Source organism: Streptomyces sp. NBC_00258, from assembly GCF_036182465.1.
GTDB lineage: Bacteria > Actinomycetota > Actinomycetes > Streptomycetales > Streptomycetaceae > Streptomyces.
This window is the reverse complement of record NZ_CP108081.1, coordinates 2,690,880-2,717,196: the sequence shown is the minus strand read 5'-3', so window position 1 is coordinate 2,717,196 and position 26,317 is coordinate 2,690,880. Positions and strand designations below refer to the sequence as shown.

Sequence of the window (26,317 nt, the reverse complement as noted above, 5' to 3'; positions counted from 1 at the left end):
GTGTGAGACTCCTGCGCGGGTTCTCCGGGGGGTCTGTGGGTTACAGCGGTGTGCTGCGCCCGGCCGGAGCGGGCTCACCGGGGACCGCCCTCGGGCTGAAGGGTCCCGGCGTGTCCGTTGAGTGCTTCGGTCATCTGGCGCTGCGTCTGCTCAGCCACCGCACGAGCTTCCTCGACGACGTCACCGCGCTCACGCACCAGGCTCTCGTAAATAGGCAGGTGATCGTTTCGAGTTGAGCTGGGTATCACAGGGCTGGTCCTTCTTCGTGTTCGTACCCGGATGAACGAGTGGTGTCGATACAGCCGTTCAGCCGGCCGGGCTGAGATCCGCCCGCAATTATGCCCGGCTGATCGCAAGGCATTCCCGTGGCCGACAATTCAGGTAAACCACGGCGGGCAGAACGTAATTGAGGAGAATTCGAAGTCATTCTGTGCCCGCGGTGAAAACATTCCGAGGTGGTCCGGTCGATTGAGAGTCCCTTGGCGGGCCGTGGCGCGTCACCGGTCCAGGGCCTGAGGGCCGGCCCGGCGGCGGGCGGCGGTCACCTCGTTCGTACCGGCGCGCACGACGGGGCGTACCGGTACGCGGCGGGCCGACGGCCGAGAAAACGCTTGGACTCCGGGGGTGCCGACGCGGGACGATTTGGTTCCAGTCGGCACACAACACCACAGGGTTGGAATGGGATCGCCCGAATCGCGAGAGGTTCCGCGGAGCAAGGGCTCGGTGCTCCTTGCACTCCGATACTACGGACGGGAGTTGGCCCGGCTCAGGTGGCTGACGGCACCCGCGATGCTGCTGCCCGCGCTGGGCAACATCGGCATCAACTACATCGCGCCGCTGATCGTCGCGAAGCTCGTCGGCCGCATCGCCGGTGACGCCGGTATCGACCTCGGCTCGACACTGCCGTACGTTCTCGGCTTCGCCGGAGTCCTGCTGCTCGCGGAAATACTGTGGCGCATCGGTCTGCACTGTCTGAACCGCCTTGCCGCGCGCGGTATCGAGCAGCTGTACGTGATCGGCATGGACGAGCTGTTCGCCAAGGACGCGGCGTTCTTCCACGACAACTTCGCCGGGGCGCTGACCAAGCGCGTGCTGAGCTTCGCGTCCCGCTTCGAGGAGTTCGTCGACACACTGACGTTCCAGGTCGTGGGCAGCCTGGTGCCGCTCGTGTTCGGGTCGGTGGTGCTGTGGCGCTACGAACCGCTGCTCGTTGTCGGCCTGTTGTCGATGATCGCGCTCACGGCGCTGTTCGTGGTGCCCCTCATCCGCCGCCGTCAGGCGCTCGTCGACAAGCGCGAGGAGGCGATCGCCAGGGTGGCGGGCCACGTCGCCGACAGCCTGATGAACATGGACACGGTACGGGCGTTCGCGGCCGAGGAACGTGAGGCCGCCGAGCACCGCTCCCGCGTCGCACAGTCGCGGCGGCTCACACTGAGGTCCTGGGACTACGGCAATCTGCGCATCGACACACTGGTCGCGCCGATGTCCGTACTGACCAACGCGCTGGGCCTGCTGCTCGCGGTCGCGCTCGGCGGGGGCAGCCTCGGCGTGGAGGCGGTCGTGGTCGCCTTCACGTACTACACGAACGCGACGCGGATCATGTTCGAGTTCAACCAGATCTACCGCCGCCTGGAGAGCTCGATGACGGAGGCCGCACAGTTCACCGAACTGCTGCTGGCGCAGCCGACCGTGCTCGACCCGGCGTCGCCGGCGCCGCTCCCAGGGGCCGCCGACGTCCGCTTCGAGCAGGTGACCTTCGCCCACGGCGGCGCGCGGCCGCTCTTCGAGGACCTCGACCTGGCCGTGCCCAGCGGGACGAAGATCGGCCTCGTCGGCCGCTCCGGCGGCGGCAAGACCACGCTCACCCGGCTGCTGCTGCGGATGACGGACATCGAGGCCGGCCGGATCCTGATCGGGGGCCAGGACATCAGCAGGCTGCGCCAGGCCGACCTGCGCGGTCTGATCGCGTATGTCCCGCAGGATCCGGCGATGTTCCACCGCACCCTGCGGGAGAACATCGCGTTCGCCCGGCCGGACGCCACCGACGCCGAGATCCGTCGCGCGGCCGAGGCGGCGCACGTCGCGGAGTTCGCCGACGCGCTGCCGGACGGCTTCGACACCATGGTCGGCGAGCGCGGTGTGAAGCTGTCCGGCGGACAGCGCCAGCGGGTCGCTCTCGCCAGGGCGATCCTGCGCGACGCGCCGATCCTGCTGCTCGACGAGGCCACCAGTGCCCTGGACTCCGAGAGCGAGATCCTCGTCCAGGAGGCGCTGTGGCGGCTCATGGAAGGACGGACGGCACTGGTGGTGGCGCACCGGCTGAGCACGGTCGCCACCATGGACCAACTCGTCGTGCTCGACCGCGGACGGATCATCGAGCAGGGCACGCACCAGGAACTGCTCGCGTCGGAGGGCGCGTACGCGAAGCTGTGGCAGCACCAGTCGGGGGGCTTCCTCGACGAGGACGCCATCGACCCCCTCGACGACCCTGTCGACGGCAGCCCCGCCCGGGCCGACCTGCTCTGAGCGTGAGGCGGTCGCGCGTCAGGTGGTCAGCCGCGCGACCGCCTCCGCGACCGGGGTGTCGCCGGAGGTGAGCTCGACGATCACGCGGCCGAGGGCCGGCTCGTGCAGCGCGGCGTCGATGAAGGCGGCGACGTCGTCGCGGTGCACGTCGCCGTACTCGACGGCCGGGCCGGCCGAGACCCGCCCGGTGCCGGGGGTGTCGAGGAGCGTGCCGGGACGGACGATCAGCCAGTCCAGGCCGGTACGCGTCAGGAACACGTCCGCGGTCTTCTTGACCTTGATGTAGTGCTCGAAGCCCTCACTGCGTTCCCCGTCGCGCAGGGCGTCGGGGAACACCGAGACCAGTACGAACCGTGACACCCCGGCGAGGGTGGCGGCACCGGCGGCCTTCTCCATACCCTTGCCGTCGATCAGCGTCGTCTTGTCCATGCCGGTACCGTGCGCCCCGGCCGAGAACACCACGGCGTCGTGCCCGCGCATCTTCCCCGCGAGTTCCTCCACGGAGTCGTGGATGAGGTCGCCGACCACCGGCGTGGCACCCGCCTTCCGCACGGTCTCGCCCTGGGCGGGACCGCGGTGCATACCGGTGACCGTGTCACCGCGAGCGGTCAGCAACTGCGTGAGGCGGCGGCCGACTCCTCCGGCGGCACCGATCTGAAACACCTGCATGAGGGATCCCTCTCTGTCTGGACCTGTCTGGATCTAACGGAGGCCTGTGGAGATCTGTACGGATCTGCCCCGGGCGTCAGGCGGCGAAGACCTGGGAGTCGTCGGCGAACGCCTTGAACTCCAGGGCGTTGCCGGCCGGGTCGAGGAGGAACATGGTCCACTGCTCGCCGGTCTGCCCCTGGAAGCGGACGTAGGGCTCGATGACGAACTCGGCGTTCGCCGCGCGCAGCCGGTCGGCCAGCTGCTGGAACGCGGGGACCGTGAGGATCAGCCCGAAGTGCGGCACGGGTACGTCGTGGCCGTCGACCGGGTTGTGTATGCGCTGGGCGCGCTCCGGCGCGAGGTGCGTGACGAACTGGTGGCCGTGCAGGTTCCAGTCCACCCAGGTGTCCGAGCTGCGGCCCTGCTCCAGGCCGAGCACCTCGCCGTAGAAGCGGCGGGCGGCCGCCAGGTCGTCGACCGGCATGGCCAGATGGAAGCGCGGGATCGGGGAGTCGAGAACGGTCATGGACGTCTCCTGTCTCTCAGCGACGCGGGCCCGGCCCGCTCTTCGGTGATTGTCCTAATGTTGACATTGCATCAACGTCCGAATGTTAACATTCGGACGTCGAGGAGGTGCACGTCAGAGATGGATGATCAGGGCAAGGTGGCCCCGGCACGCCGCAGGGGACTGGCAGACGAGGTCGCGGACCGGATCCGGGAGGCCATCTTCAGCGGGGCTTACGCCCCGGGCGCGCAGCTGCGCGAGGTGGAACTGTCGGCGGCGATGGACGTCAGCCGTGGGCCGGTGCGTGAAGCGCTGCGGCTGCTGGAGCGCGAGGGACTGGTCCACTGCGCGTGGCATCGCGGCACCACGGTGACGACACTGTCCGCCGACGACGTGGCCGAACTCGACAGTCTGCGCGGCGCGCTGGAAGAGCTCGCCGTCCGGCAGGTGATCGCCCACGCCTCGGACGAGGATCTCGCGGCCATCGCGAAATCGGCCGAGGTGATGGAGGGTGCCGCCGACGTGCACGAGATGGTGCGCCGCGACATCGAGTTCCACGACGCCGTCTTCGCCGCGGCCGGCCACCGGCGGCTGGCCGACGCGTGGGAGGCCGTGCGCTGCCAGGTCCACCTGTTCCTGCTGACCCGGATCACCCACAGCACCGAGGGGTATCTGACCTCCGTCCCCGCCGAGCACCGGGAGCTCGTCGTCGCTCTGCGCACACGTGACACCGAGGCCTCGCTCGCACTCTTCGCCGCCCACCGCCGCCGGGCCGTCGACGTGGTCTCCGGGACCGTGGCCACGAGCTGATCGGCCGTCGGGGGCAGAGGGCCCGCCCGTGGAGGACGTCGAAGGCCGTGCGGCGGGGACATCCGGCTGCGGTTGAGCAGCCGTGTCGCCCGTCTGTAGGCGACGGACGGCATCTGTCGGCGATCTGTCGGAGGCCGCCGGGATCTTGGGGATGCGGGCATCAGCCGTGAACGCGCGGCCCGTCCACCGTCGCCAGACCGTCCGAGCGCAAGGAGCGTCCCATGTCGTCCGCAGTCCAGTCCCGGCCGTGGTCCGTTCACCGGCTTCCGCGTGCCGATGGAAAGACCTTCCTGGTCACCGGCGGCAACGCGGGCATCGGGTACTTCGTCGCCGAGCAACTCGCCGGCACAGGCGCCACGGTGGTGCTCGGCAGCCGCGACGCGGCCAGGGCCGAGGCGGCCATGGTGTCCATCCGCTCCCGTGTCCCCGACGCGCTCGTACGTCATCTGAGGCTGGACCTCGCCGACCTGCCCTCGCTGCGGGCCTGTGTGGACGCGCTGGAGGCGGACCGCCTGGACGCGGTGGTCCACAACGCCGGTGTCCTGACCGAAGAGCCGGAGCGCCGGGAGACCGCGGACGGCAACGAGTGGATGTTCGGCATCAACCACCTCGGGCACTTCGCGCTGACGGGATGGCTCGCGCCCCTGCTGGCTGCCGCGCCCGCCGGCTGCGTCGTCACCACCGGAAGCTTCACGGGCAAGTCCGTGCGGCTGGACCTCGCCGACCTGCAGAGCACCCGGGACTACCGGCCCAAGCGCACCTACTCCCGCTCCAAACTCGCGCAGATGCTCTTCGGCTTCGAGCTCGACCGCCGGCTGCGGGCCGCAGCGAGCACCGTGTCGAGCGTGGTGACCCACCCCGGCGGCGCGCTGGACTCGCTGACTCCCGAACGCGCGGACGTGCACCGGCGCACCACCGGGGAACGGCTGAGAGGCCTCCCCGCCGGCCTGCTCGTCCAGGGCAAGGAACACGCCGCGTGGCCTGCCGTGCGGGCCGTTCTCGATCCGTCCGTGAGCGGCGGGCAGCTGTGGGGACCCCGGGTGTTCGGCCTGCGAGGCCTGCCCGCTCTCGAACCCGTCCGCGATGCTCTGGCCGACCGGGCCGTCGCGGCACGACTGTGGGAGGCCAGCCGCCACCTGACCGGTGTCGATCCGACCTTTCGACCGGCGTGACTGCGTGCCCCGTAACTGGGTAGCCGCCCGACCGCTCAAGAAGTTCGCCGGTGGCCCGCGAGGCCGCCCACCAGTCGTCCCGGCCGGGCACCCGGCTGCCCCGCCGGCCGGAGGCATCCGGACGAGTGGCCCGGCTCACATGGCGCGGGGCGGGCGGGGCCGACACGATGGTGCGCGTCACCGGGCAGGCTGAAGGGATCCAAATGTTCCGCAAGGTGCTGGTCGCCAACCGTGGTGAGATCGCTATTCGCGCGTTCCGCGCCGGCTATGAGCTGGGCGCGAGGACCGTGGCTGTCTTCCCGCACGAGGATCGCAATTCACTGCACCGGTTGAAAGCGGACGAGGCCTATGAGATCGGGGAGCCGGGACACCCGGTGCGGGCCTACCTCTCCGTCGAGGAGATCGTCCGCGCGGCGCAGCGGGCGGGAGCGGACGCGGTCTACCCGGGATACGGATTCCTGTCCGAGAACCCCGACCTGGCGCGCGCCTGCGAGGAGGCCGGCATCACCTTCGTCGGCCCGAGCGCGGACACGCTGGAACTGACCGGCAACAAGGCGCGCGCGGTGGCCGCCGCCCGTGCGGCGGGCGTACCGGTGCTCGGCTCCTCCGCTCCCTCCACCGACGTGGACGAACTCGTCCGCGCGGCCGAGGGCATCGGCTTCCCGGTGTTCGTCAAGGCCGTCGCGGGCGGTGGCGGGCGTGGCATGCGGCGGGTCGAGGAGCCCGCCCAGCTGCGCGAGTCCATCGAGGCGGCGTCCCGCGAGGCGGCGTCCGCGTTCGGCGACTCCACGGTCTTCCTGGAGAAGGCCGTCGTCGAACCCCGCCACATCGAGGTGCAGATCCTCGCGGACGGGGAGGGCAATGTCATCCACCTCTTCGAGCGCGACTGTTCGGTGCAGCGACGCCACCAGAAGGTGATCGAGCTGGCCCCCGCGCCGAACCTCGACCCCGGTCTGCGCGACCGGATCTGCGCCGACGCGGTGCGGTTCGCCCGCGAGATCGGCTACCGCAACGCGGGCACCGTGGAGTTCCTCCTCGACCCCGAGGGCAACTACCACTTCATCGAGATGAACCCGCGCATCCAGGTCGAGCACACGGTGACCGAGGAGGTCACCGACGTCGACCTCGTGCAGTCGCAGCTGCGCATCGCCTCCGGCGAGACCCTGGCCGACCTCGGACTCTCGCAGGAGACCGTCACCCTGCACGGCGCCGCACTCCAGTGCCGAATCACCACCGAGGACCCGGCCAACGGCTTCCGCCCGGACACCGGCAGGATCAGCGCCTACCGCTCGCCCGGCGGTTCGGGCATCCGGCTGGACGGCGGAACCACCCACGCCGGTACGGACATCAGCGCGCACTTCGACTCGATGCTGGTCAAACTCACCTGCCGGGGACGCGACTTCAGCACCGCGATCGGCCGGGCCCGGCGTGCCGTGGCCGAGTTCCGCATCCGCGGCGTGGCCACCAACATCCCGTTCCTGCAAGCCGTGCTCGACGACCCGGACTTCCGGACCGGCCAGGTCACGACGTCGTTCATCGAGAAGCGTCCGCACCTGCTCACGGCACGTCACTCCGCCGACCGCGGTACGAAGCTGCTCACCTACCTCGCCGACATCACCGTGAACAAGCCGCACGGCGAACGGCCCGAGCTGAGCGACCCCGTCACCAAGGTGCCGCCCGTGCCCGCCTCGGAGCCGCCCGCCGGGTCCAGGCAGAGGCTCGTCGAACTCGGCCCCGAGGGCTTCGCCCGGTGGCTGCGCGAGGCACCGGCCATCGGCGTCACCGACACCACGTTCCGCGACGCCCACCAGTCGCTGCTCGCCACCCGGGTGCGCACCAAGGACATGCTCGCCGTCGCGCCCGTCGTGGCGCGGACCCTGCCCGAGCTGCTGTCCCTGGAGTGCTGGGGCGGCGCCACCTACGACGTCGCGTTGCGCTTCCTCGCAGAGGACCCCTGGGAACGCCTGGCCGCGCTCCGCGAGGCCGTGCCCAACATCTGCCTCCAGATGCTGCTGCGCGGCCGGAACACCGTGGGCTACACGCCGTACCCGACCGAGGTGACCGACGCCTTCGTCCAGGAGGCCGCGGCCACAGGCATCGACATCTTCCGTATCTTCGACGCGCTCAACGACGTCGGGCAGATGCGCCCCGCCATCGACGCCGTACGGGAGACGGGAACGGCGATCGCCGAGGTCGCCCTCTGCTACACCTCCGACCTGTCCGACCCCTCCGAGCGGCTCTACACCCTGGACTACTACCTCCGCCTCGCCGAGCAGATCGTCGAGGCAGGGGCCCACGTCCTGGCCGTCAAGGACATGGCGGGCCTGCTGCGGGCCCCGGCCGCCGCGACCCTCGTATCGGCGCTGCGCCGCGAGTTCGACCTGCCGGTGCACATCCACACCCACGACACCGCCGGCGGTCAGCTCGCGACCTACCTCGCGGCGATCCAGGCCGGCGCGGACGCGGTCGACGGCGCGGTGGCCTCGATGGCGGGCACCACCTCGCAGCCGTCGCTGTCGGGCATCGTCGCCGCGACCGACTACACCGAGCGGTCCACCGGGCTCAGCCTCCAGGCCGTGGGCGACCTGGAGCCGTACTGGGAGAGCGTCCGCAAGATCTACGCACCCTTCGAGGCGGGCCTTGCCGCGCCGACCGGGCGGGTCTACCACCACGAGATCCCCGGCGGGCAGCTCTCCAACCTGCGCACCCAGGCGGTCGCGCTCGGCCTCGGCGACCGCTTCGAGGACATCGAGGCGATGTACGCCGCCGCCGACCGGATCCTCGGCCATCTGGTGAAGGTCACCCCGTCCTCGAAGGTGGTCGGAGACCTCGCGCTCCATCTGGTGGGTGCCGGTGTGTCGCCGGCGGACTTCGAGGCGGCCCCGAACAGGTTCGACATCCCCGACTCCGTCATCGGCTTCCTCCGTGGCGAGCTGGGCAACCCGCCCGGCGGCTGGCCCGAGCCGTTCCGCACCAGGGCACTGGAGGGCCGCGCCGCCCCCAAGCCCGTCGAGGAACTGACCGCGGACGACCGTACGGGTCTCGCGAAGGCCCGGCGTACGACACTCAACCGGCTGCTGTTCCCCGGTCCCACGCGCGAATTCGAGACACACCGTCAGACCTACGGCGACACCAGCGTGCTGGACAGCAAGGACTTCTTCTACGGGCTGCGTCCCGGGAAGGAGTACGCGGTCGACCTCGAACAGGGCGTACGGCTGCTCATCGAGCTGGAGGCCGTGGGCGAGGCCGACGAGCGCGGGATGCGTACGGTGATGTCCGCCCTGAACGGCCAGTTGCGGCCCATCCAGGTGCGCGACACCTCGGTGGCCTCCGACGTCCCGGCGACGGAGAAGGCCGACCGGGCCAACCCCGGCCATGTCGCCGCGCCGTTCGCCGGAGTCGTGACCCTCGCGGTCGCCGAGGGCGACGAGGTGGCGGCCGGTGCCACGGTGGCCACCATCGAGGCCATGAAGATGGAGGCCGCGGTGACCGCCTCGAAGGCCGGAAGGGTCTCCAGGCTGGCCATCAACAAGATCCAGCAGGTGGAGGGCGGCGACCTGCTCGTCGAGATCGGCTGACGCTCTCGACGGTTCCGGTCGGAGGGCGTTGAGGGGTCACGGGGGCGGTTCGCCGCCTCCGTGACCCCGCCGCGGCTCGGTGTCAGTGCCGCCGGTCTTGCCGCCCTCGCGGTGCTCTCCGCCTGCGCAGGCGAGGATTCCTCGTCGTCCTCCGACGGCGCGTCAGGCTGGTCACGGACATCTTTCTGAGAGGCCGTCACATCCTGCGGGCGGGCGGGATCGCCGGCGAACCCGTGGGCGCGTACCTCCGCCGCCCCGTGGGGATCACTGCCGGCCGGTGAGCCAGCCGGTGTCCGACCAGACGGCCGTCGGCGGGATCCGGGCCGCGTAGCCGGCGTCCTTCTCCAGCCGCGCCCGGACGCTCTCGTGCACGTGCGCGCCCTGCGGAAGTCCACGGCGCCGATAGGTGAGCAGGGCCCAGACCCAGCCCATCCGGTGCACCCTGCCAAGGGCGTCCTCGGGCACGAGGGTCACCTCGCGCGCGTACGCCCGGGGCTTCAGGAGGAGACGTGCTTCGGGCTCGCCGTCCCGCGCTTCGAGGGCGCCGTCCACGACCCACTTGAGGGCGATCGTGGCGAGCCGGGGATCGTCGTCGAAGGTCCCGCCGACGTCGGAATGGACCCCGGCGAACCACACCTGCTCGACCGTCGACGGCACGGCCTGCTTCTTGTCCTCGTCGGCGGGCGTGACGAGGTACTCGCGGTAGGGCCTGCGCTTCTCGTCGATGGAGACGGCGTGACGGGTGCGGCGGACGTTCGGGGCCTGACGGGTGTACGGCCACCGCAGGTTCCAGCGCAGGAGGCCGGCCGCCTTCACGGAGTCCCAGATCCCCAGGTACTCGACGTGGATGCCGACCCGCCCGTCGACCGCGTTGCTGAACGCGCCCGCGAACCGGTGGAGTTGGTCCCAGTCATCCCGCGTCCAGTCCTTGTTCCGCGCGTACACGGACACGGCGTACGGGACGAGGTTCTCCATGCCGGGACGCATCAGGCCGACCGCCTTGAGCATGCCCACCAGGGCGCGGGCCGTGTAGGCGCCGCGGCTGAAGCCGAACACGTAGATGCGGTCGCCCGGTTGGTAGTGCCGCATCAGGTACGTGTACGCCTCGGCGAGGTTGGTCCGCATCCCGGAGCCGAAGGCGAGACCGAGGAGTCTCGACAGATGCCGGCCCACAGGCGTCCAGGCGCCCGCCGCCGAGAACGTGCCGACACCGGGGTCGTAATAGGCGATCTGCCGGGCGGGTTCGCCGAGGTCCAGCATTTCGTAGAGCCGGACGACATTGGTGTTCCCTTTCGCCTTCAACTGATTACCCGTGCCGTCCAGACAGACGACGAGATTCTTGGCCATGGCGGGCCTCACGTTCACCGAGGAACACGATCACTGGCGACATATCGGGACGTATGGGATGTCTCGTGAATATAATAAGGAAAATGCTGCCTGCGGGCATGCTCCGGTGCGGTAGTAGGGGTTCCGGAGGATCCATGGCCGGTTCCGTGGTCCACCTCGATGAGCACGCCGGTCCTCCGTGCACCCACGCACTGGTCATCGGCGTCGGCAAGTATCCCCATCTCGCCGGTGGCGAGGCACCGGTCGCCGATCCCGACGGGATGCGGCAGCTCAGCTCGCCGCCCATCTCGGCCCGTACGCTCGCGACCTGGCTGCTGGCCGAGTACCACGATCCCGGGCGACCGCTCGGCAGTCTCGCGCTGCTGCTCAGCGAGGAAGCGCCGGCCCCGTTCGTGAACCCCCGCACCCAGCAGGCCCACGAGGTCGGGACCGCCACCATCGACAACATCCTCACCGCGGTCACCCAGTGGTTCGACCGCGGCGACAGCCATGTCGACAACCGGCTCGTCTTCTACTTCTGCGGCCACGGCGTCTCGCAGGGCGACGACATGGCGCTGCTGGCCGCGGACATCTTCGCCGACGAGCACAACCCCCTCAACAGCGCACTGGACTTCGCGGGCCTGATGAACGGCCTCAAGCGGTGCAGGGCCAGCGAGCAGGTGTTCTTCGTCGACGCCTGCCGGTCCAACTCCGATGTCCTCATCGAGCGTTCGGGCGCGCGGTTCGCGGGCCGCTCGCCGCTCGGCGCCGGAACACGGCCGCTCGATCTGCCGCGCCGCTTCCACATCCCGTACTACGCCACCCTGTCCGGCGACCGCTCGCACGCGCGGCCCGGCCAGGTGAGCCTGTTCACCGAGGCACTGCTGAAGAGCTTCTCCGGTGCGGCGAGCGACGATCCCGAGGGCGACTGGCGGGTCGACACCTCCGACCTGCTGAAGGCGATCGACCACTTCATGCGCCAGCCGCGGTTCGCCGGGGCGGTCGCGGGCGTCCAGGTCCCCTCGGTCGGTGAACTGCCCGTGTTCGTCCTCCACCAGCTGTCCGGTCCGCCGGTCGTCCCGGTGTACGTCGGCTGCGATCCCGCCGAGGACAACGCCGAGGCCGAGTTCGTCTGCCGTGAGGACGGATCCGAGCGGCTGCGCCGGTCCGCGGGCGGCATCGACGGCGAGGATCCGGAGAGCGAGTGGGCCATCGAACTGCGCTTCGGGGACTACGACTTCGAGGCCCGACTCGGCGACCAGGACGTGCGGACGAAGTCCGTCACCGTGCGTCCGGTGTTCCGCCGCGTGAAGTTGGAGAAGCCATGAGCGCGGGCCTGAGCGTGAACGTCGAGCTGAGCCTCCACGAAGCGGACCTCGCCGACGGGGCGAAGGTGGTCGGCAACATCTACCCCTCGGAGGGCAGCGGCCCCGGTCACCGCGCGGTCCTCTTCCCCTGCGGGACCATGGCGGCTCCGGCGCGGTTCGAGGTCGCCCCCGGCCACTACATCGTCTCCGCGACGCTGCCCTCCGGGGTCGTGCTCTCCAAGGACGCCGAGGTGGCGGACGGCGAGGAGAAGCGGGTGACGCTCCGGCCGGCGGCCTCGCCCTTCGAGTCGCACTCCTGGCAGCACCTCATGGGCAACATCGAGTCCTACGGGGCCTACCACGACGAGGACACGATTCCCGTGCCCCGCTCACTGGGCTCGCGGTCCGGGACCTGGGAGCGCGGCGCGTTCATCGAGCCCGGACACGCGGCCTGGGTCGGCGACCCGAAGCCGACGAGCTGGCAGTTCCCGGCGATGCTCCGGCTGACCGACGGGCCCGCGAAGCAACTGGTCGCGTTTGAGATCGCCCGCTCCGAACCGCACTCCGTCGCCAGTCTCGAACTGGGCGACGCCGCCGCACGGCTGTACCGCTTCGGCGAGCACGGCCCGGTCGACGAGCGGGGCGAGCCCACGCTCGACGTGCCCCTGGGCCCACGCCAGTTCCTCGTCGTCTCGCTGGCCGGCACCGAGTATGTCGTCACCCTGCCCGCCCCCTGGGGTGCCGCACAGATCGAGGTCCTCGTCAACGAACGGCAGAGCCCGACCGGCAGCGCCGTCTCGGTGTCCGTACGGGACAGCCGGGTGGGGCCGGCCCTGGCGTACATGGCCCGGGGCGCCTTCGACGCGGCGGCGATGCTGGTCAGGGACGCGGAGACCATGCTCTACGACGGCAGGATGACGAACCCGCTCGCGGCGGTGGCGGGCGCCTACGTCCTCGTCGGCAGCGAGCTGACCGAGCGGCCGCACCGCTGGGACCCGTGGCTGTCCCGGCTGCGGCGCGAGTTCGACTGGATGAGCGACGGATCCCTGCTCTGGGCCATGCGGCACCTGCGCCGGGCCCACACCGAGCCGGAGCGGGAGGCCGCGCGGGACGCCCTGGTCGAGGCCTTCGACCGCGGAGTGCCGGTCTTCACCCTGGGCCTGAGCCGCCTCATCCACGGGCTCTCCGAGTTCCCCGACGACCCCGGGTGCGCCGCGCGGCTCGAACAGGCCCGCCGCCTGTCGTGGCGGGTCGACATGCGCGAGCCGTTCGTGGTCGTCGCTCTGCGAGGGAGACAGCAATGATCCGGTTCACGATGATGCCCGGCGAGGACGGCGACTGCCTGCTCCTGGAATACGGCGACGGCGGCTTCGTACGCCGGATCCTCGTCGACGGCGGCCGTTCGGGCACGTACCCGCTGATCAAGCCCACGCTCGCCGGGCTCGACGGTCAGGTCGACGTCCTCGTCGTCACCCATGTCGACCAGGACCACATCCTCGGGGTGCTCGCCCTGCTGGACGACCCGGACCGGTCCGTGGAGTTCGGGGACGTGTGGTTCAACGGCTTCGACCACCTCCTCGACACCGAGGGGTTCGGCGCCCAGGACGGTGAGAAGCTCACCAGCGCCCTGCTGGAACAGAAGGTGCCGTGGAACGACGCGTTCGGCGGACGCGGTGTCGAGGTCGGCCGGGAGCTCGCGTGGTTCGACGACGGATCCACGATGGAGGTGCTCTCACCCGACCGCAGGCAGCTGGAGAAGCTGGCGCCGGCCTGGACCGCGGAATGCGCCAGACACGGTCTGATCCCCGGCCGGGATCCCGAGGAGAACCCTCCGGTCCCGGGCTTCGAGCACTTCGGCGGCGTGAACGTGGACCGGCTGGCCGCGTCGGTGTTCAAGCCGGACACGTCGAAGACGAACGTGTCGAGCATCGGTCTGCTCTTCGAGTTCGAGGACAAGCGTGTCGTCCTCACCGGTGACGCGGACGACCGCCGGCTCGTGGCGTCGATACGCCCCAGGGCCGAGGCGGAGGGCGGACGGATGCACGTCGACCTCCTCAAGGTCGCCCACCACGGCAGCGACCACAACCTCTCGAACGAACTGCTCGACCTGATCGACTGCGACCGCTACCTGATATCGACCAGCGGCGCGCGGCACGACCATCCCAACGAGATCGCGATCGCCCGGATCCTCAAGCACGGCGGCGACGAGAAGGAACTCGTCTTCAACTACCGCGACCGTGCGGCTGTGTGGGACGTCACGGGCCTGAAGGATCGCTTCGGCTACACCGTGACGGCCCCGGCAGCGGACGAGCCGGACGGGTTCGTCGCTCTCGAACTCTGAGACCGGCGTCTGCCGTCAGGACAGGTGGCCGATGTGCGCGAGGGCCTGCTTGAGGAGGGCTCCGGTACCGCCGGGCATCTCGTTGATGACCACGGGCGACGCGGCCTCCTCGGGGCTGAACCAGACCAGGTCGAGAGCGTCCTGTCGCGGGCGGCAGTCACCGGACACCGGGACGATGTAGGCGAGGGACACGGCGTGCTGGCGGGGGTCGTGGAACGGTGTGACCCCGAGCGTCGGGAAGTACTCGGCGACGGTGAAGGGCTGCAGCGAGGCCGGGACGCGGGGGAGTGCGACCGGGCCGAGATCCTTCTCCAGGTGACGCAGCAGGGCGTCCCGCACCCGCTCGTGGTGCAGCACCCGGCCGGAGACGAGCGCGCGGCTGACCGTCCCGTCCGACCCGATGCGGAGCAGCAGTCCGATGCTGGTGACTTCGCCGCTGTCGTCGACGCGGACCGGTACGGCCTCGACGTACAGGATCGGCATGCGTGCGCGTGCCTGCTCCAGCTCGTCGTGGGGCAGCCAGCCGGGCGTGGTTTCGGTCATGTCAGACATTGGTTGATCATACTTTCAGGGTCTCGTGTCGCGAGCGTGTCGCGTGACACAGCCGGGGCCGAGGTCACGTGCGTGACACAGCGGGGCCGGGGTCACGGATCGCCCGTGGCCCCGGCCCTCTGTATACATCCGCCGGGTTCCTCGCGGACGTCGTCAGGACGTCGGCTCGGTGACCTTCGTGGCCGTGTCGCCGTCGACCGCCGCGGTCAGCTGCGGGACCAGACGCTCCAGCATGTACGGCAGGCTCAGCACCGACACGAACGAGACGGCGTTGCCGTAGTCGCTCGATTCCTTGACGAAGACCTCACGCCCCTGCTTCACCACGTTCAGGTCGGCGTAGAGGGAGTTCTTGTGGAGCGTCGCCGCGTCCTTGGTCGTGTCCGAGACGATCCACACGATCGCGTCGGTGTCCAGGAGGTCGGTGCGCTCCTTGCTGATGTTGGCGCCGAACTCGTCACCGATGACCTTGTCCAGGTCCTTCGGCAGCTTGAAGCCGAGGTCGGTCAGGATGCGCGAGCGGGGATCCTGGCTGCCGAAGACGAAGATGCCCTCGTACGGGGTCGCCATCACACCGGTGGACTCCGCGAACTTCGGATTGTCCTTGGCCAGGGTCGCGATGTCGTCCTGGACGCCCTTCACCAGGTCCTTCGCCTTGCTCTCCTGGCCGAGCGCCTTGCCGATGATCTCGGTCTGCTTCTGCCACGGCACACCGAAGTCGTTGTACTCCTTCGGCTGGGCCACGACCGGGGCGAACTTCGACAGGGTCGTGTACTGGTCCTTCGTCAGACCGCCGTAGACCGCGAGGATCAGGTCCGGCCGGAGCGCGGCGATCTTCTCCGTCTGCGGGCCGGTGCCGGTGTCCTTCAGCACGGTCGGGGCCTTCGCGCTGCCCAGCTTGTCGGCGGCCCAGGGGCCGATGGCGCCCTTGTAGCCGCCGAGCCACTCGGTGGTGCCGACGGGCACCTTGCCCAGAGCGAGCACGGAGTCCTGGTCGGTCAGCCCGACCGTGACGATCCGCTTCGGCTCGGACTTGATGGTGGTACTGCCGTACTTGTGGGCGATGGTCACCGGGAAGGCGCTGTTCGCGGACGCGGACGAGTCCGCGCCTGCCTCGGAGCTGTCGTCCTCGGAGCCGCAGGCCGCGGCGGTGGTGAAGAGGAGGAGTGCCGAGGCGAGCGCCGCGACGAGGCGTGCGCCTCTTCTGGAAGAGCCGAGCATCAGTGGTCCTTCAGGGTGGTGGTGTCAGGACGGTGGTGCGTGGGGGTCTGGTCGGCCGTGGTGCGGGTGCCGGACCACGCCTCCCACAGGGAGGCGTAGGGGCCGGCCGCAGCGCACAGCTCGTCGTGGGTGCCGCTCTCCACGATCCGGCCGCCGTCCATGACGACGATCCGGTCCGCGGTGGCGGCCTGGGTGAGGCGGTGCGCGACGACGAGCGCCGTACGGCCGTCCACCGCCCGGTCCGCCGCCTGCTCCAGGAGACGGGCACCGGTGCTGCCGGCCTCGGCCGTCGCCTCGTCCAGCACGGCCACCGGCGGATCGGCCAGCACGAGCCGCGCCAGGGCGAGTTGCTGGACCTGTGCGGAGGTGAGGCGATGGCCTCCCTCGCCGACGACCGTGGCCAGACCCTCGGGCAGTACCTCGACCCAGTCCAGGGCGGCCACCGAGGTCAGTGCCGTGCGCAGCTCGTCGTCCGTGGCGTCGGCCCGCGCCAGGCGCAGATCGTCCGCGAGCGGCCCGGCGAAGACGTGCGTCTCCTGGGTGACCAGTGCCACCGGAACTCCGTCGCCGGACTCCCCGGTCCCGCCGGTCGTCACCCGCACCGAACCGGCCGTCGGACGGTGCACGCCCGCGATGAGCTTGGCCAGGGTGGTCTTGCCCGCCCCGCTCGGCCCGACCAGGGCCACCCGCTCGCCCGCCCGGAGTGTGAGGTCCACGTCGTGCAGGACGGGTCGGCCCGGCTCGTACGCGTGATGGATGCCCGTCACGGTGACCGTGCCGCCCGCCTCCGCCGCCGCCTTCGTCTCTGTCTCTGCCCGGGGCCGCGGTGCGTAGGCCTGCTTCTCCGGTTGGGGCGACGGCTGGTCGGCGACCCCGACGAGACGGGCCAGCGCGGCGGTCGCCGACTGCGCGTCGTCGAGGAGGACGAGCGCCGAGTTGACCGGCGCGAACAGGCTGTGGAAGTAGAGCGCGGCGGCGGTCGCGGTGCCGATCGACACCGACCCGCCGCGCACGAGCAGGAACCCGGTGACGAGGACGGCCGCGAGGCCCGCGTACTCGGCGACGTGCAGCCGGTTGTAGAAGTCCAGCACCAGCCGCACGCCGCGCAGCGTCAGTTCGACCGCCGCCGACGACCGCCGGGTCACCCGCTCGGTGTGCTCGTCCTCCATCCGGAACGCCCGAACGGTGCCGGCGCCCGCGATGGTGTCCAGGAGCTGCTGCTGCTGGGACCCGGTGGCGATCCGCTGCCGGGCGTAGAGCGGCACGGCGTTGCGTACGTACCACCGTGCGGTCGACGCCTGGACGGGCACCGCGATGAGCGCCGCTATGAAGAACCGCCAGTCCAGGGCCGCCATCGCGACCAGGGTCAGCGCGATGGCCAGCAGGGAGCGGGCCAGTTCGGGCAGGGCCGTGCGCACCGCGTCGCCCACCACCGACACGTCCCGGGTGACCCGCGCGGTGAGGTCTCCGGCGCCCGCCTTCTCGACCTGTTCCAGGGGCAGCCGCAGCGCCTTCTCCACGAACCGCTCGCGCAGGTGCGCCAGCACGGTCTCGCCGAGCCGGGAGACGAGGGACAGGCCCATCGCGGTGGTCGCGCCCTGGGCGAGGGCGACCACGACCAGCAGGACGACGGGCAGAGTGATGTCCCCCGGCGGACGGTGATCGGCGACGACGTCCACGATGCGGCCCAGCAGCGGCTGGACCAGTAGGCCCACGGCGGTGGCCACGATCATCATCGCGAAGCTGGCGACCGTCAGGCCGCGGCGCGGACGGACGAGTTCGCGGACCGCGGCACGGGTGCGGGCCGGGGTCGCGGTGGGCAGCAGCTCGCGGCCGGCGGGCTCCGAGCCGTCGTCGGGGGCCGCGCCGGTCGGGTCCGCGGCCGGAGTGTTCGGGGAGTCGCTCATGCCAGCACCGCCGCGCGGTAGGTCTCGTGACGGGCTATCAGGTCGGCGTGCGGGGCCGTGTCCGTGACCCGGCCGTCGTCGAGCAGCACCACCCGGTCCGTGACGGAGAGCAGCGCGGGACTCGTGGTCACGAGGACCGTGGTGCGGCCCTTGCGGATCTCCCGGATGCCGGACGCGATGCCCGCCTCGGTCACCGCGTCGACCGCGGTGGTCGGATCGTGGACCACCAGGACGGGCCGGTCGGCCGCCAGCGCGCGGGCCAGGGCGACCCGTTGGCGCTGTCCGCCCGAGAGCGAGCGGCCGCGCTCACTGACCGCCGTGTCCTCGCCGTCGGGCAGCGTCTCGGCGACCTGCGCCACGCCGGCCGCGGTCATCGCGGGCTCGGGATCGGCGGAATCGGGGGCGGCGGCCGTGACGTTGTTGCGGACCGTGCCCTCGAAGAGGTCCGCGTCATGCTCGGCCACCAGCATCGCCGTACGCATCTCGGCCGGGTCCAGGTCTCGCAGGCAGACGCCGTCCAGTTCCACCGTGCCGGTGTCCGGGTCGGCCCGCCGGGCCAGGCAGCGCAGCAGGTCGGTGGCGTGCGCGGGGTCGGTCGCGACCACGCCCAGCAGTTCGCCGGACGCGATGTCGAGGTCCACCTCGCGCAGGCCGCCGTGGCTGACGCCGGTCAGCCGCACCGCGCCGCGCACCGGCTGGGCCAGGGTCCGGTCTCCGGCCGTGACGGTGTGCGGAGTCGCCAGGACCTCCGCGATCCGGGTGGCCGAGGCGCGGCCCTGGGCGAGTTCGGCGTTGACCCACGCGAGCACCTCGAGTGGCCCGAGCAGGAAGAGCGAGAGCCCGACCGCGGACACCAACTGGCCCAGGCTGATGCTTCCCTCGGCCGCCAGCCTGCCTCCGACGAGGGCGACGACGGCGATCAGGCAGCCCGTCAGGGAGAGCACCATGCCGCTCTGGAAGGCCTGCGCGCGAGCGGCCTTCAAAGTGGCCTGCAGCGAGTCGCGGCTGGTGGTGCGGTAGCGGGCGATGGCCGTCGACTCGCCGCCGATGCCCTTGAGGATGCGCAGTCCGGCCACCAGGTCGGCGGCGACGGCCGAGGCGTGTGCCGCGCGCTCCTGCTCGGCCTCGCTGCGGGTCTCCAGCGGCTTGCTCAGCAGGTGTCCGAGCCAGAGCAGCACGGGTGTGCCGAGCAGGACGACCAGGCCGAGCAGCACCGACGTACGCAGCAGGACGACGGCGGTGGTGAGGATGCCCACCAGGGCCGAGATCCCGTACATGACCGACATGTTGACGGCGCCGACCCGCTTGGCGTCCTCGGTCGCGGTATTGGCGAGCGCGCCGGGCAGCCGGCCCTCCTCGGCCCCGCCGCCGGGATGCAGTACCCGTCGTACGAGGGCGATGCGCAGGGCGTGTTCGGCCCGTACCGCGGCGCGGTCGCCGGACCAGGCGCCGAAGCGCCAGCTCAGTGCCAGCCCCACGTAGACCACGGCGAGGACGCCGAGCCACAGGACGAGGGTGCCGGTGTCGGACTTGGTGACGGCACGGTCGATGACCACACCGATCAGGACCGGAACCAGCGCCTCGCCTATCTGATGTCCGGAACCGAGCAGCGAGCCGAGGGCGACGTCCCGCCGCTGCCCTCTGACCGATTCCCGCAGGACGTCCCGCCCCGTCGGATATGAAGGAACCACCCGCACCCCTCCGGGATCGGACGAAGAAAACTTAGGTGAGGCTACTCTAAGTAGACGAGCGTTGCCCAGTGAGGGTGCGTCGCCCGGGGACGGCCGTACGGGCATGACGGCACGCGGATCCGTGCCGTCACACCCGGTCGCCTCAGCTCCTCACCCGGTGCGCGCGGCCAGGTCGTCCGCGCGATGGGCGAGCAGCGAGTCGAGGATCTCGCCCGAGCGGACCGCCGTGGTGGACAGCAGGGTCGAGGTCAGGCCGTGCGTGTGCTCGGTCGCCCCCTGCAGATAGATGCCCGCCGTGACATCGGGCGTGAGCTCGATGCGGTGGTCGCGCCCGACACGTACGGCGTCCTTGTCGTCCCGCAGGCAGAGTTTCGCCGTCCTGCCGAGCAGGGTGTCGAGGTCCCGGGGGCGGTAGCCGGTCGCGTGCACGAGCAGGTCCGCGGAGAGCACCTCCCGTTCCCCTGTGGGGAGATACTCGACGGTGACCTCCAGCTGGTCGTCCAGGCTGCGTACGTCCCGGATGCGGGACACGTTCCGCAGGCGCAGCCGCTCCCGGCCCTGGACCTTCTCGCGGTACATCGTCGCGTACAGCTGCTCGATGAGATCCATGTCGACCACCGAGTAGTTGGTGCTGCGGTGGTAGTCGACCAGGGACTGCTTCACCTCCGGTTTGGACTGGAAGTAGACGTCCACCGCCTCCGGGTCGAAGATCCGGTTGGCGAACGGGCTGTCGTCGGCGGGCGTGTACCCGTACTTCGCGAAGATCGCGCAGATCTCCGAGTCGGGGAAGGACTGGTGCAGATAGTCCACGGCCTCGGCCGCGCTCTGGCCCGCGCCGAGCACCAGGACCCGGCCCACCGGTGTCCCTGATTTGTTCAACTCGCGTACGCGCGGGACGAGTTGGCTGTTGTGCCAGATGCGGTCGGACAGGGCCGTGTCCGGCGGCAGATGCGGTTCGAGACCGACGGCCACCGAGATGTTCCGGGCTCTTCGCGTGATGGTCTGCCCGGGGGCGCCGGGCGCGCGGCTGACGACGTCCAGCCAGCGGACCTCGCCGTCGGGCCCTGTGACCGGATCCACGGAGACGACCTCGTCGGAGTAGTCGACCAGGTGTGCCACCCGGGCGGCCGCCCACTCGAAGTACTCGTGGAACTCGATCCGCAGCGGGAAGAGCGTCTTCGCGTTGAGGAAGTCCACCATCCTGCCCCGCTCCCGCAGGAAGCACAGGAAGCTGAAGTCGCTGGTCGGGTTGCGCATGGTGACCAGGTCCTTGAGAAAGGACACCTGCATCGTGGCGTCTTCGATGAGCATTCCCCGGTGCCAGCCGAACGACGGCTGGCGCTCCAGAAATCCCGCGCGGATCCGGTTCTCCGGAGCGGCTTGGGCGTTGTGTTCCTCAACCGCAATGGCCAGTGCGAGATTTGACGGCCCGAAACCTATACCGAGCACGTCAAGGATGGCGTCCGGCTCGTCGTGCAGTGCGTTCACCGCAACTTTTCCTTCCCCTAGGCGCCACTGATGTTAAATAAGGTTAGCCTTACCTTGCAATGGTGTGTCCTAAGGGAGGATCGACTATGCGGGTCGTCATGTTCGGCTATCAGACCTGGGGGCATCGCACGCTCCAGGCTCTGCTGGAGTCCGACCACGAGGTGGTGATGGCGGTGACCCACCCCAAGAGCGACCACGTGTACGAGAAGATCTGGGACGACTCCGTGGCCGACCTGGCCGAGAAGCACGGTGTGCCGGTGCTGCTGCGCAACCGGCCCGACGATCCCGAACTCCTCGCCGCCCTGCGGGACGCGGCACCGGATCTCATCGTGGCCAACAACTGGCGGACCGTGCTGCCCCCGGAGGTCTTCGACCTGCCGCCCCACGGCACGCTCAACATCCACGACTCGCTGCTGCCGGCCTACGCGGGCTTCTCCCCGCTGATCTGGGCGCTGATCAACGGCGAGCGCGAGGTCGGCGTCACCGCGCACCGCATGAACGCCGAACTCGACGCGGGCGACGTCCTGCTGCAGCGGGCCGTCCCGGTCGGCGCGGCCGACACCGTCACCGACCTCTTCCACCGCACGGTCGACCTGATCGCGCCGGTGGTGAACGAGTCGCTCGACCTGATCGCCTCCGGCCGCGCGCGCTGGATACCGCAGGACCGCAGCAGGGCGAGCTTCTTCCACAAGCGGTCCCTGGAGGACAGCCGCATCGACTGGTCCTGGCCCGCCGAGGACATCGAGCGCCTGGTACGGGCCCAGTGCGACCCGTACCCCAACGCCTTCACCCACCACCGCGGGGCGCGGCTCCGGATCGTCGAGTCCGCGGTGTCGGAGGGCCGTTACGGCGGTACTCCGGGGCGGATCTTCATCCGTGAGGGCGACGGAGTGGTCGTCGTCGCCGGCTCCGAGGCGCGCAACGGCCGGCTGCGCGGGCTGGTCGTCAAGCGTGTCCGCACCGAGGACGGGGCGGAGCACGCGGCGACCGACTACTTCCGCACGATGGGTGGCTACCTGACGGCTCGTCCGTGAGCGGGGCTCTCGCGAACGGGGAGGTCCTCGACGGGACCGTCCTGGACGAGGCCGTCCTCGAACAGGCGGTTCCGGACGCGACGGTCCTGAGCGGGGCCGTCCTGAGCGGGGTGGCGGTGGCCGACGCGGCCCCGTCGCCCGGCCTCGCCGATCGCCTCGCGGCGCTTGCACCCCTGCGCGGACACACGGTCGTCGTCAAGTACGGCGGCAACGCGATGACCGACGACACGCTCCGGCGGGCCTTCGCCCAGGACGTGCTCACACTGTTCCGCGCCGGTGTCCGGCCGGTCGTGGTGCACGGCGGCGGCCCGCAGATCGGCGTCCACCTGGACCGGCTCGGGCTCAAGTCAGCCTTCCTGCAAGGTCTTCGGGTCACCACCCCGGAGACCATGGAGGTCGTACGGATGGTGCTGTCCGGCAAGGTCCAGAAGGACCTCGTGGGACTGCTGAACGAGCACGGGCCGTACGCCGTCGGCCTCAGCGGAGAGGACGGGCACACCCTCACCGCGGTCAAGCGGTACGCCGAAGTGGCAGGTGAGCCCGTGGACATCGGGCTCGTCGGGGACGTGGCACGGGTGAACACCGCGGTCGTGCGCATCCTGCTCGACAGCGGTCACATCCCGGTGGTCTCCTCCGTCGGCCGGGGCGAGGACGGACAGGTCTACAACGTCAACGCGGACACGGCGGCGGGGGCGATGGCCGCCGCGCTGGGGACCCGGGTCCTGGTCGTCCTCACCGACGTGCCCGGGCTGTACGCCGACTGGCCCGCGAGCGACCAGGTCGTCGACCGGATCGGAGCGGGGGAGTTGCAGCGGCTGCTGCCAAGTCTCGATGGTGGGATGGGGCCCAAGATGGAGGCGTGTCTGAGGGCCGTCAGGGCTGGTGTCGGGGTGGCCCGGGTGCTCGACGGGCGTGCGCCGCATGCGTTGCTCGACGGGCTGGCCGGTGCGGTTGGAACCGGGACGACGATCGTGCCGGACCCCGTGTGAACGCTCCGCCGGAAGCAGGGTGATTCGGCTGCGGGGCGGTGAGGGCTGTTCGCGCCCACGCGGCGGAGCCGCATATCGACGCAGCCCCGCGCCCCTGAGCGCCGCGCTTCGCCCGGGCGAAGCGCGGCGCTGTCACTCTGCCGCCGGGACCGCCGCCTCCAGCGGTGGGGCCCCGTGGTGGCGGCCCATCGGGATCACCAGTGGGGTGCCGCTGACCGGGTCCATCGTGATCTGGCAGGTCAGGTCGAAGACGTTCTCGACGGTCTCGGCGGTGATGACCTCGGCCGGACTGCCCTCGGCGACGATCCGCCCGGACTTCATGGCGACGACGTGATCGGCGTACCGGCAGGCCTGGTTCAGGTCGTGGAGCACCATCACGACCGTGCGGTTCTCACGCCGGTTGAGGTCGGTGATCAGGTCCAGCACATCGATCTGGTGGGCCAGGTCCAGATACGTCGTCGGCTCGTCCAGCAGCAGTACGGGCGTGCCCTGGGCGACCGCCATGGCGATCCAGGCGCGCTGGCGCTGGCCGCCGGAGAGCTCGTCGACGGGCCGGTCGGCGAGGTCGGTCATGTTGGTCGCGTCCAGCGCCTGGTGCACGGCCTGCTCGTCGGCCTTCGACCACTGCCGCCACCACGTCTGATGCGGTGAACGGCCCCGGTTGACCAGGTCGATGACGGTCAGCCCCTCGGGCGCGACCGGGCTCTGCGGCAGGATGCCGAGGCGCTGGGCGAGCTCCCTGCTCGGGATGGAGTGCAGCGCCCGGCCGTCCAGGTGCACGGACCCCTCCTTGGGTGCCAGCAGCCGGGCGAGGGCGCGCAGCAGGGTGGACTTGCCGCACGCGTTGGCGCCGACGATGGCCGTGATCCGGCCGGGCGGCACGGCGAGGTCGAGGCCGTCCACGACGAGCCGGTTGTCGTAGGCCAGCCGCAGACCGCTCGCGCGCAGGTCCGGGTGGCTGGTCGACCCTTGGTCAGTGGACTCGGTCGACAGGGAGTCAGCCGACATGGGATCAACCTCCTGAACCCGCGCGGTTGGCGCGGACGAGCAGCCAGAGCAGGACCGGTGCGCCGAGCACGCCGGTGACGATTCCGACCGGAAGTTCCGTGCCGGAGACGAGAGTACGGGCTATGAGGTCGCTGCCCAGGACGACCAGCGCCCCGGTCAGACCCGAGGCGACCGTGGGCGGCCAGGCGGTGCCGGCCAGCCGCTGCGCGATCTGCGGGGCGGCGAGCGCGACGAAGGCGACGGGCCCCGCAGAGGCTGTGGCGAAGGCGATCAGGCCGACACCGGTGAGCAGGATGGCGAGGCGCACCGGCTGTACGCGGGTGCCGAGGCCGGTGGCCACGTCGTCACCGAGCTGGAGGGTACGCAGCAGCCGGCCCAGCAGCAGCGCCGTCGGCAGCAGCACCGCCAGCGCGATGGCGAGCGGGCCGACCTGTCCCCACGTACGGCCGTTGAGGTTGCCGACCAGCCAGCCGAGGGCGGCCTGTGCCTGGAAGCGTCCGCCCTTGGCCACCAGGTAGTCGGTGGCGCTCGTGCAGATCCAGGCCACGCCGATGCCGACCAGGATGATGCGGTATCCGGTGGTGCCGCGTCGCCAGGCCAGCGCGTAGACGATCAGGGCCGTGGCCAGGGCGCCGAACAGTCCGAGGCCCTGGGTGCCCAGGCCCCCGTCCCAGCCCAGCACGATCCCCGCGACCACGGCGGTGCCCGCGCCCTGGGTGAGGCCGATCATGTCGGGGCTGGCCAGCGGATTGCGGGTCATGGTCTGGAACAGCGCGCCGGAGACACCGAAGGCGATCCCGGCCAGCAGCCCGACCAGGGCGCGCGGCAGCCGCAGTTCCTGCACCACGAGGACGGTGCCGGGGTCGCCGGAGTTCACCAGGGCCCGTACGACATCGGTGAAGTCGATCGGATAGTCGCCGGTCGTCAGGCCCCAGCAGAACAGCAGGAAGGTGGCGGCGGCGAGCCCCGCGCACAGCCCCACCAGCCGGGGGCGGAAGACACCGGAGACGGGCGGCAGGGTCAGCCGGTAGGTGCGGAAGTGGGCGGCGCCCGGGGAACGGCCGGTTTCCGGGCGGGACTTCAGGGCGGATTTGGAGTTCGGCACGCTCACACCTCCGCCAGATTGCGCCTGCGGACCATGGCGATGAAGAACGGGCCGCCGATGAACGCGACCAGCACACCGGCCTGGATCTCGGTGGGCCGCGCCACCATGCGTCCGATGATGTCCGCGGCGAGCAGCAGACAGGGGGCGAGCACCGCGGACAGCGGCAGCAGCCAGCGCTGGTCGGGACCGATGCCCGCCAACTGGGCGAGCACCCGGGCGACATGGGGAACCACCAGGCCGATGAAGACGACCGGGCCGATGACCGCGACCGCGGCCCCGGTCAGCAGGGTGATCGAGGCGACGCCCGCGAGCCGGACCAGGCCGAGGCGCCGGCCGAGCGAGGCCGCGACGTCGTCGCCGAGGGCCAGGCTGTTGAGGGCCGGAGCGCAGGCCAGCGCCAGCACCGCGCCGATGACCAGGAAGGGCAGAACCCGCCACACCATGCCGTCGTCCGCGTCCGCCAGCGAACCCGCGGACCAGAACCGGAACTTGTTGAGCGCGTCCACGTCGGTCAGCACGATGGCCTGCGTGAACGACCAGAGCATCGAGGAGACGGCCACGCCCGCGAGCGCCAGCTTCACCGGTGTCATTCCGGACCGCCCGAGGCCGCCCAGCAGATAGACGACCACGGTGGCGATCAGCGCCCCCGCGAACGCGAACCACACATATCCGTACAACGAGTTGATGCCGAGCACCCCGACGGCCAGCACGATGGCGAAGGAGGCCCCGGCGCTGACCCCCAGCACCCCGGGGTCGGCGAGCGGGTTGCGGGTCAGGGCCTGCATGAGCGCTCCGGCCAGCCCGAGGGCCGCGCCCGCCGAGAGCCCGAGCGCGGTACGCGGCACGCGCGCCGACCAGACGATGTTGTCCACGAAACGGCTCGGCGCGTCGCCGAACAACGCCCGGAGCACCTGGTCCGGCGGGACGTTGGCCGCGCCGAGCGCCAGTGACAGCAGGCAGAGCCCGGCCAGTACGGCGCCGAGCGTCGTCACGAGAAGGACGGGCCGGAAACCCTTGCCCGTCACCTTGCGGTCTCCAACGGCCAGCTCCCTTAGGTTAGGCAGGCCTTAATCGTAGTGGGGAGCGCGAGGTCCGCCGAGACTGGGCCT

The 26,317-nt window shown here is 70.7% G+C and carries 21 protein-coding genes; 10 read left to right on the top strand and 11 right to left on the bottom strand.

Annotated elements, in window-relative coordinates:
• Positions 1-110: 110 nt before the first annotated feature.
• Both OG718_RS12305 and OG718_RS12300 read left to right on the top strand, forming a co-directional pair.
• Positions 111-236 (top strand): hypothetical protein, encoded by a 126-nt coding sequence (locus OG718_RS12305; protein WP_328844138.1) that lies wholly within the window; start codon positions 111-113, stop codon positions 234-236.
• A gap of 442 nt (positions 237-678) precedes the next feature.
• Positions 679-2,526: an ABC transporter ATP-binding protein gene (locus OG718_RS12300; RefSeq protein WP_143634398.1), complete on the top strand. Its 1,848-nt coding sequence runs from the start codon at positions 679-681 to the stop codon at positions 2,524-2,526.
• A gap of 18 nt (positions 2,527-2,544) precedes the next feature.
• Here the strand turns inward: OG718_RS12300 and OG718_RS12295 are convergent, their stop codons facing one another.
• Entirely contained in the window at positions 2,545-3,195 is a 651-nt protein-coding gene (locus tag OG718_RS12295) for an NAD(P)H-binding protein (RefSeq protein WP_328844137.1), read from the bottom strand.
• Between the two features lie 76 nt (positions 3,196-3,271).
• Positions 3,272-3,703 carry a VOC family protein gene (locus OG718_RS12290; RefSeq protein ID WP_143634402.1) on the bottom strand — a complete coding sequence of 144 codons (432 nt, stop codon included), beginning with the start codon at positions 3,701-3,703 and terminating at the stop codon, positions 3,272-3,274.
• A gap of 120 nt (positions 3,704-3,823) precedes the next feature.
• Between OG718_RS12290 and OG718_RS12285 the strand changes: the two genes are divergently transcribed.
• The 3 genes from OG718_RS12285 to OG718_RS12275 all read left to right on the top strand — a co-directional run bounded on the left by OG718_RS12285 (position 3,824) and on the right by OG718_RS12275 (position 9,242).
• The gene (locus OG718_RS12285; protein WP_143634404.1) at positions 3,824-4,492 is read left to right on the top strand and encodes a GntR family transcriptional regulator; all 669 of its coding nucleotides are present in this window, start codon (positions 3,824-3,826) and stop codon (positions 4,490-4,492) included.
• Positions 4,493-4,713: 221 nt separating this feature from the next.
• Entirely contained in the window at positions 4,714-5,664 is a 951-nt protein-coding gene (locus tag OG718_RS12280; protein WP_328844136.1) for an SDR family NAD(P)-dependent oxidoreductase, read from the top strand.
• 203 nt (positions 5,665-5,867) lie between these two features.
• Positions 5,868-9,242, top strand: a complete 3,375-nt coding sequence (locus OG718_RS12275; RefSeq protein WP_328847745.1) for a pyruvate carboxylase — start codon at positions 5,868-5,870, stop codon at positions 9,240-9,242.
• A gap of 264 nt (positions 9,243-9,506) precedes the next feature.
• Here OG718_RS12275 and OG718_RS12270 read toward each other — a convergent pair whose 3' ends face one another.
• Positions 9,507-10,589: a DUF2235 domain-containing protein gene (locus OG718_RS12270; protein ID WP_328844135.1), complete on the bottom strand. Its 1,083-nt coding sequence runs from the start codon at positions 10,587-10,589 to the stop codon at positions 9,507-9,509.
• A 134-nt stretch (positions 10,590-10,723) separates the two neighbouring features.
• Between OG718_RS12270 and OG718_RS12265 the strand changes: the two genes are divergently transcribed.
• Genes OG718_RS12265 through OG718_RS12255 form a run of 3 tightly spaced genes read left to right on the top strand, consistent with a single transcriptional unit; the run spans position 10,724 to position 14,216 of the window.
• Entirely contained in the window at positions 10,724-11,896 is a 1,173-nt protein-coding gene (locus OG718_RS12265; protein ID WP_328844134.1) for a caspase family protein, read from the top strand.
• On the top strand, positions 11,893-13,179 hold the full coding sequence (locus OG718_RS12260; RefSeq protein ID WP_328844133.1) for a hypothetical protein: 1,287 nt from the start codon (positions 11,893-11,895) through the stop codon (positions 13,177-13,179). The genes OG718_RS12265 and OG718_RS12260 overlap by 4 nt, the downstream gene beginning before the upstream one ends.
• Positions 13,176-14,216 (top strand): ComEC/Rec2 family competence protein, encoded by a 1,041-nt coding sequence (locus OG718_RS12255; RefSeq protein ID WP_143634415.1) that lies wholly within the window; start codon positions 13,176-13,178, stop codon positions 14,214-14,216. The genes OG718_RS12260 and OG718_RS12255 overlap by 4 nt, the downstream gene beginning before the upstream one ends.
• A gap of 15 nt (positions 14,217-14,231) precedes the next feature.
• Here OG718_RS12255 and OG718_RS12250 read toward each other — a convergent pair whose 3' ends face one another.
• The 5 genes from OG718_RS12250 to OG718_RS12230 all read right to left on the bottom strand — a co-directional run bounded on the left by OG718_RS12250 (position 14,232) and on the right by OG718_RS12230 (position 21,072).
• Complete coding sequence (locus OG718_RS12250) at positions 14,232-14,759, bottom strand: NUDIX hydrolase family protein (protein ID WP_055612524.1); 528 nt, start codon at positions 14,757-14,759, stop codon at positions 14,232-14,234.
• Between the two features lie 162 nt (positions 14,760-14,921).
• Positions 14,922-15,986, bottom strand: coding sequence for an iron-siderophore ABC transporter substrate-binding protein (locus OG718_RS12245; protein WP_143634417.1), 1,065 nt, complete (start codon positions 15,984-15,986; stop codon positions 14,922-14,924).
• Positions 15,986-17,893 carry an ABC transporter ATP-binding protein gene (locus tag OG718_RS12240; RefSeq protein ID WP_328844132.1) on the bottom strand — a complete coding sequence of 636 codons (1,908 nt, stop codon included), beginning with the start codon at positions 17,891-17,893 and terminating at the stop codon, positions 15,986-15,988. The genes OG718_RS12245 and OG718_RS12240 overlap by 1 nt, the downstream gene beginning before the upstream one ends.
• Entirely contained in the window at positions 17,890-19,584 is a 1,695-nt protein-coding gene (locus tag OG718_RS12235) for an ABC transporter ATP-binding protein (protein WP_328844131.1), read from the bottom strand. The genes OG718_RS12240 and OG718_RS12235 overlap by 4 nt, the downstream gene beginning before the upstream one ends.
• A gap of 150 nt (positions 19,585-19,734) precedes the next feature.
• On the bottom strand, positions 19,735-21,072 hold the full coding sequence (locus OG718_RS12230; protein ID WP_328844130.1) for a lysine N(6)-hydroxylase/L-ornithine N(5)-oxygenase family protein: 1,338 nt from the start codon (positions 21,070-21,072) through the stop codon (positions 19,735-19,737).
• 86 nt (positions 21,073-21,158) lie between these two features.
• On the opposite strand from OG718_RS12230, the gene OG718_RS12225 reads away from it, so the two are divergent.
• Both OG718_RS12225 and argB read left to right on the top strand, forming a co-directional pair.
• Positions 21,159-22,106 carry a methionyl-tRNA formyltransferase gene (locus OG718_RS12225; protein WP_328844129.1) on the top strand — a complete coding sequence of 316 codons (948 nt, stop codon included), beginning with the start codon at positions 21,159-21,161 and terminating at the stop codon, positions 22,104-22,106.
• A gap of 173 nt (positions 22,107-22,279) precedes the next feature.
• Positions 22,280-23,095 carry an acetylglutamate kinase gene (gene argB / locus OG718_RS12220; protein ID WP_328847744.1) on the top strand — a complete coding sequence of 272 codons (816 nt, stop codon included), beginning with the start codon at positions 22,280-22,282 and terminating at the stop codon, positions 23,093-23,095.
• A gap of 132 nt (positions 23,096-23,227) precedes the next feature.
• Here the strand turns inward: argB and OG718_RS12215 are convergent, their stop codons facing one another.
• From OG718_RS12215 to OG718_RS12205, 3 genes are read right to left on the bottom strand one after another with little or no spacing between them, the layout of a single operon-like run.
• A complete protein-coding gene (locus OG718_RS12215) occupies positions 23,228-24,103 on the bottom strand; it encodes an ABC transporter ATP-binding protein (protein WP_143634434.1) in 876 nt (291 codons plus the stop codon).
• Between the two features lie 4 nt (positions 24,104-24,107).
• Positions 24,108-25,187, bottom strand: a complete 1,080-nt coding sequence (locus OG718_RS12210) for a FecCD family ABC transporter permease (protein WP_143635073.1) — start codon at positions 25,185-25,187, stop codon at positions 24,108-24,110.
• Between the two features lie 23 nt (positions 25,188-25,210).
• Positions 25,211-26,233, bottom strand: coding sequence for a FecCD family ABC transporter permease (locus OG718_RS12205; protein ID WP_260694952.1), 1,023 nt, complete (start codon positions 26,231-26,233; stop codon positions 25,211-25,213).
• Positions 26,234-26,317 lie beyond the last annotated feature (84 nt).

Coding starts and splice junctions, on each gene's coding strand:
- OG718_RS12300 (WP_143634398.1), top strand. CDS start 679: ATGGGATCGCCCGAATCGCGAGAGGTTCCGCGGAGCAAGGGCTCGGTG.
- OG718_RS12295 (WP_328844137.1), bottom strand. CDS start 3,195: ATGCAGGTGTTTCAGATCGGTGCCGCCGGAGGAGTCGGCCGCCGCCTC.
- OG718_RS12290 (WP_143634402.1), bottom strand. CDS start 3,703: ATGACCGTTCTCGACTCCCCGATCCCGCGCTTCCATCTGGCCATGCCG.
- OG718_RS12285 (WP_143634404.1), top strand. CDS start 3,824: ATGGATGATCAGGGCAAGGTGGCCCCGGCACGCCGCAGGGGACTGGCA.
- OG718_RS12280 (WP_328844136.1), top strand. CDS start 4,714: ATGTCGTCCGCAGTCCAGTCCCGGCCGTGGTCCGTTCACCGGCTTCCG.
- OG718_RS12275 (WP_328847745.1), top strand. CDS start 5,868: ATGTTCCGCAAGGTGCTGGTCGCCAACCGTGGTGAGATCGCTATTCGC.
- OG718_RS12270 (WP_328844135.1), bottom strand. CDS start 10,589: ATGGCCAAGAATCTCGTCGTCTGTCTGGACGGCACGGGTAATCAGTTG.
- OG718_RS12265 (WP_328844134.1), top strand. CDS start 10,724: ATGGCCGGTTCCGTGGTCCACCTCGATGAGCACGCCGGTCCTCCGTGC.
- OG718_RS12260 (WP_328844133.1), top strand. CDS start 11,893: ATGAGCGCGGGCCTGAGCGTGAACGTCGAGCTGAGCCTCCACGAAGCG.
- OG718_RS12255 (WP_143634415.1), top strand. CDS start 13,176: ATGATCCGGTTCACGATGATGCCCGGCGAGGACGGCGACTGCCTGCTC.
- OG718_RS12250 (WP_055612524.1), bottom strand. CDS start 14,759: ATGACCGAAACCACGCCCGGCTGGCTGCCCCACGACGAGCTGGAGCAG.
- OG718_RS12245 (WP_143634417.1), bottom strand. CDS start 15,986: ATGCTCGGCTCTTCCAGAAGAGGCGCACGCCTCGTCGCGGCGCTCGCC.
- OG718_RS12240 (WP_328844132.1), bottom strand. CDS start 17,893: ATGAGCGACTCCCCGAACACTCCGGCCGCGGACCCGACCGGCGCGGCC.
- OG718_RS12225 (WP_328844129.1), top strand. CDS start 21,159: ATGCGGGTCGTCATGTTCGGCTATCAGACCTGGGGGCATCGCACGCTC.
- OG718_RS12215 (WP_143634434.1), bottom strand. CDS start 24,103: ATGTCGGCTGACTCCCTGTCGACCGAGTCCACTGACCAAGGGTCGACC.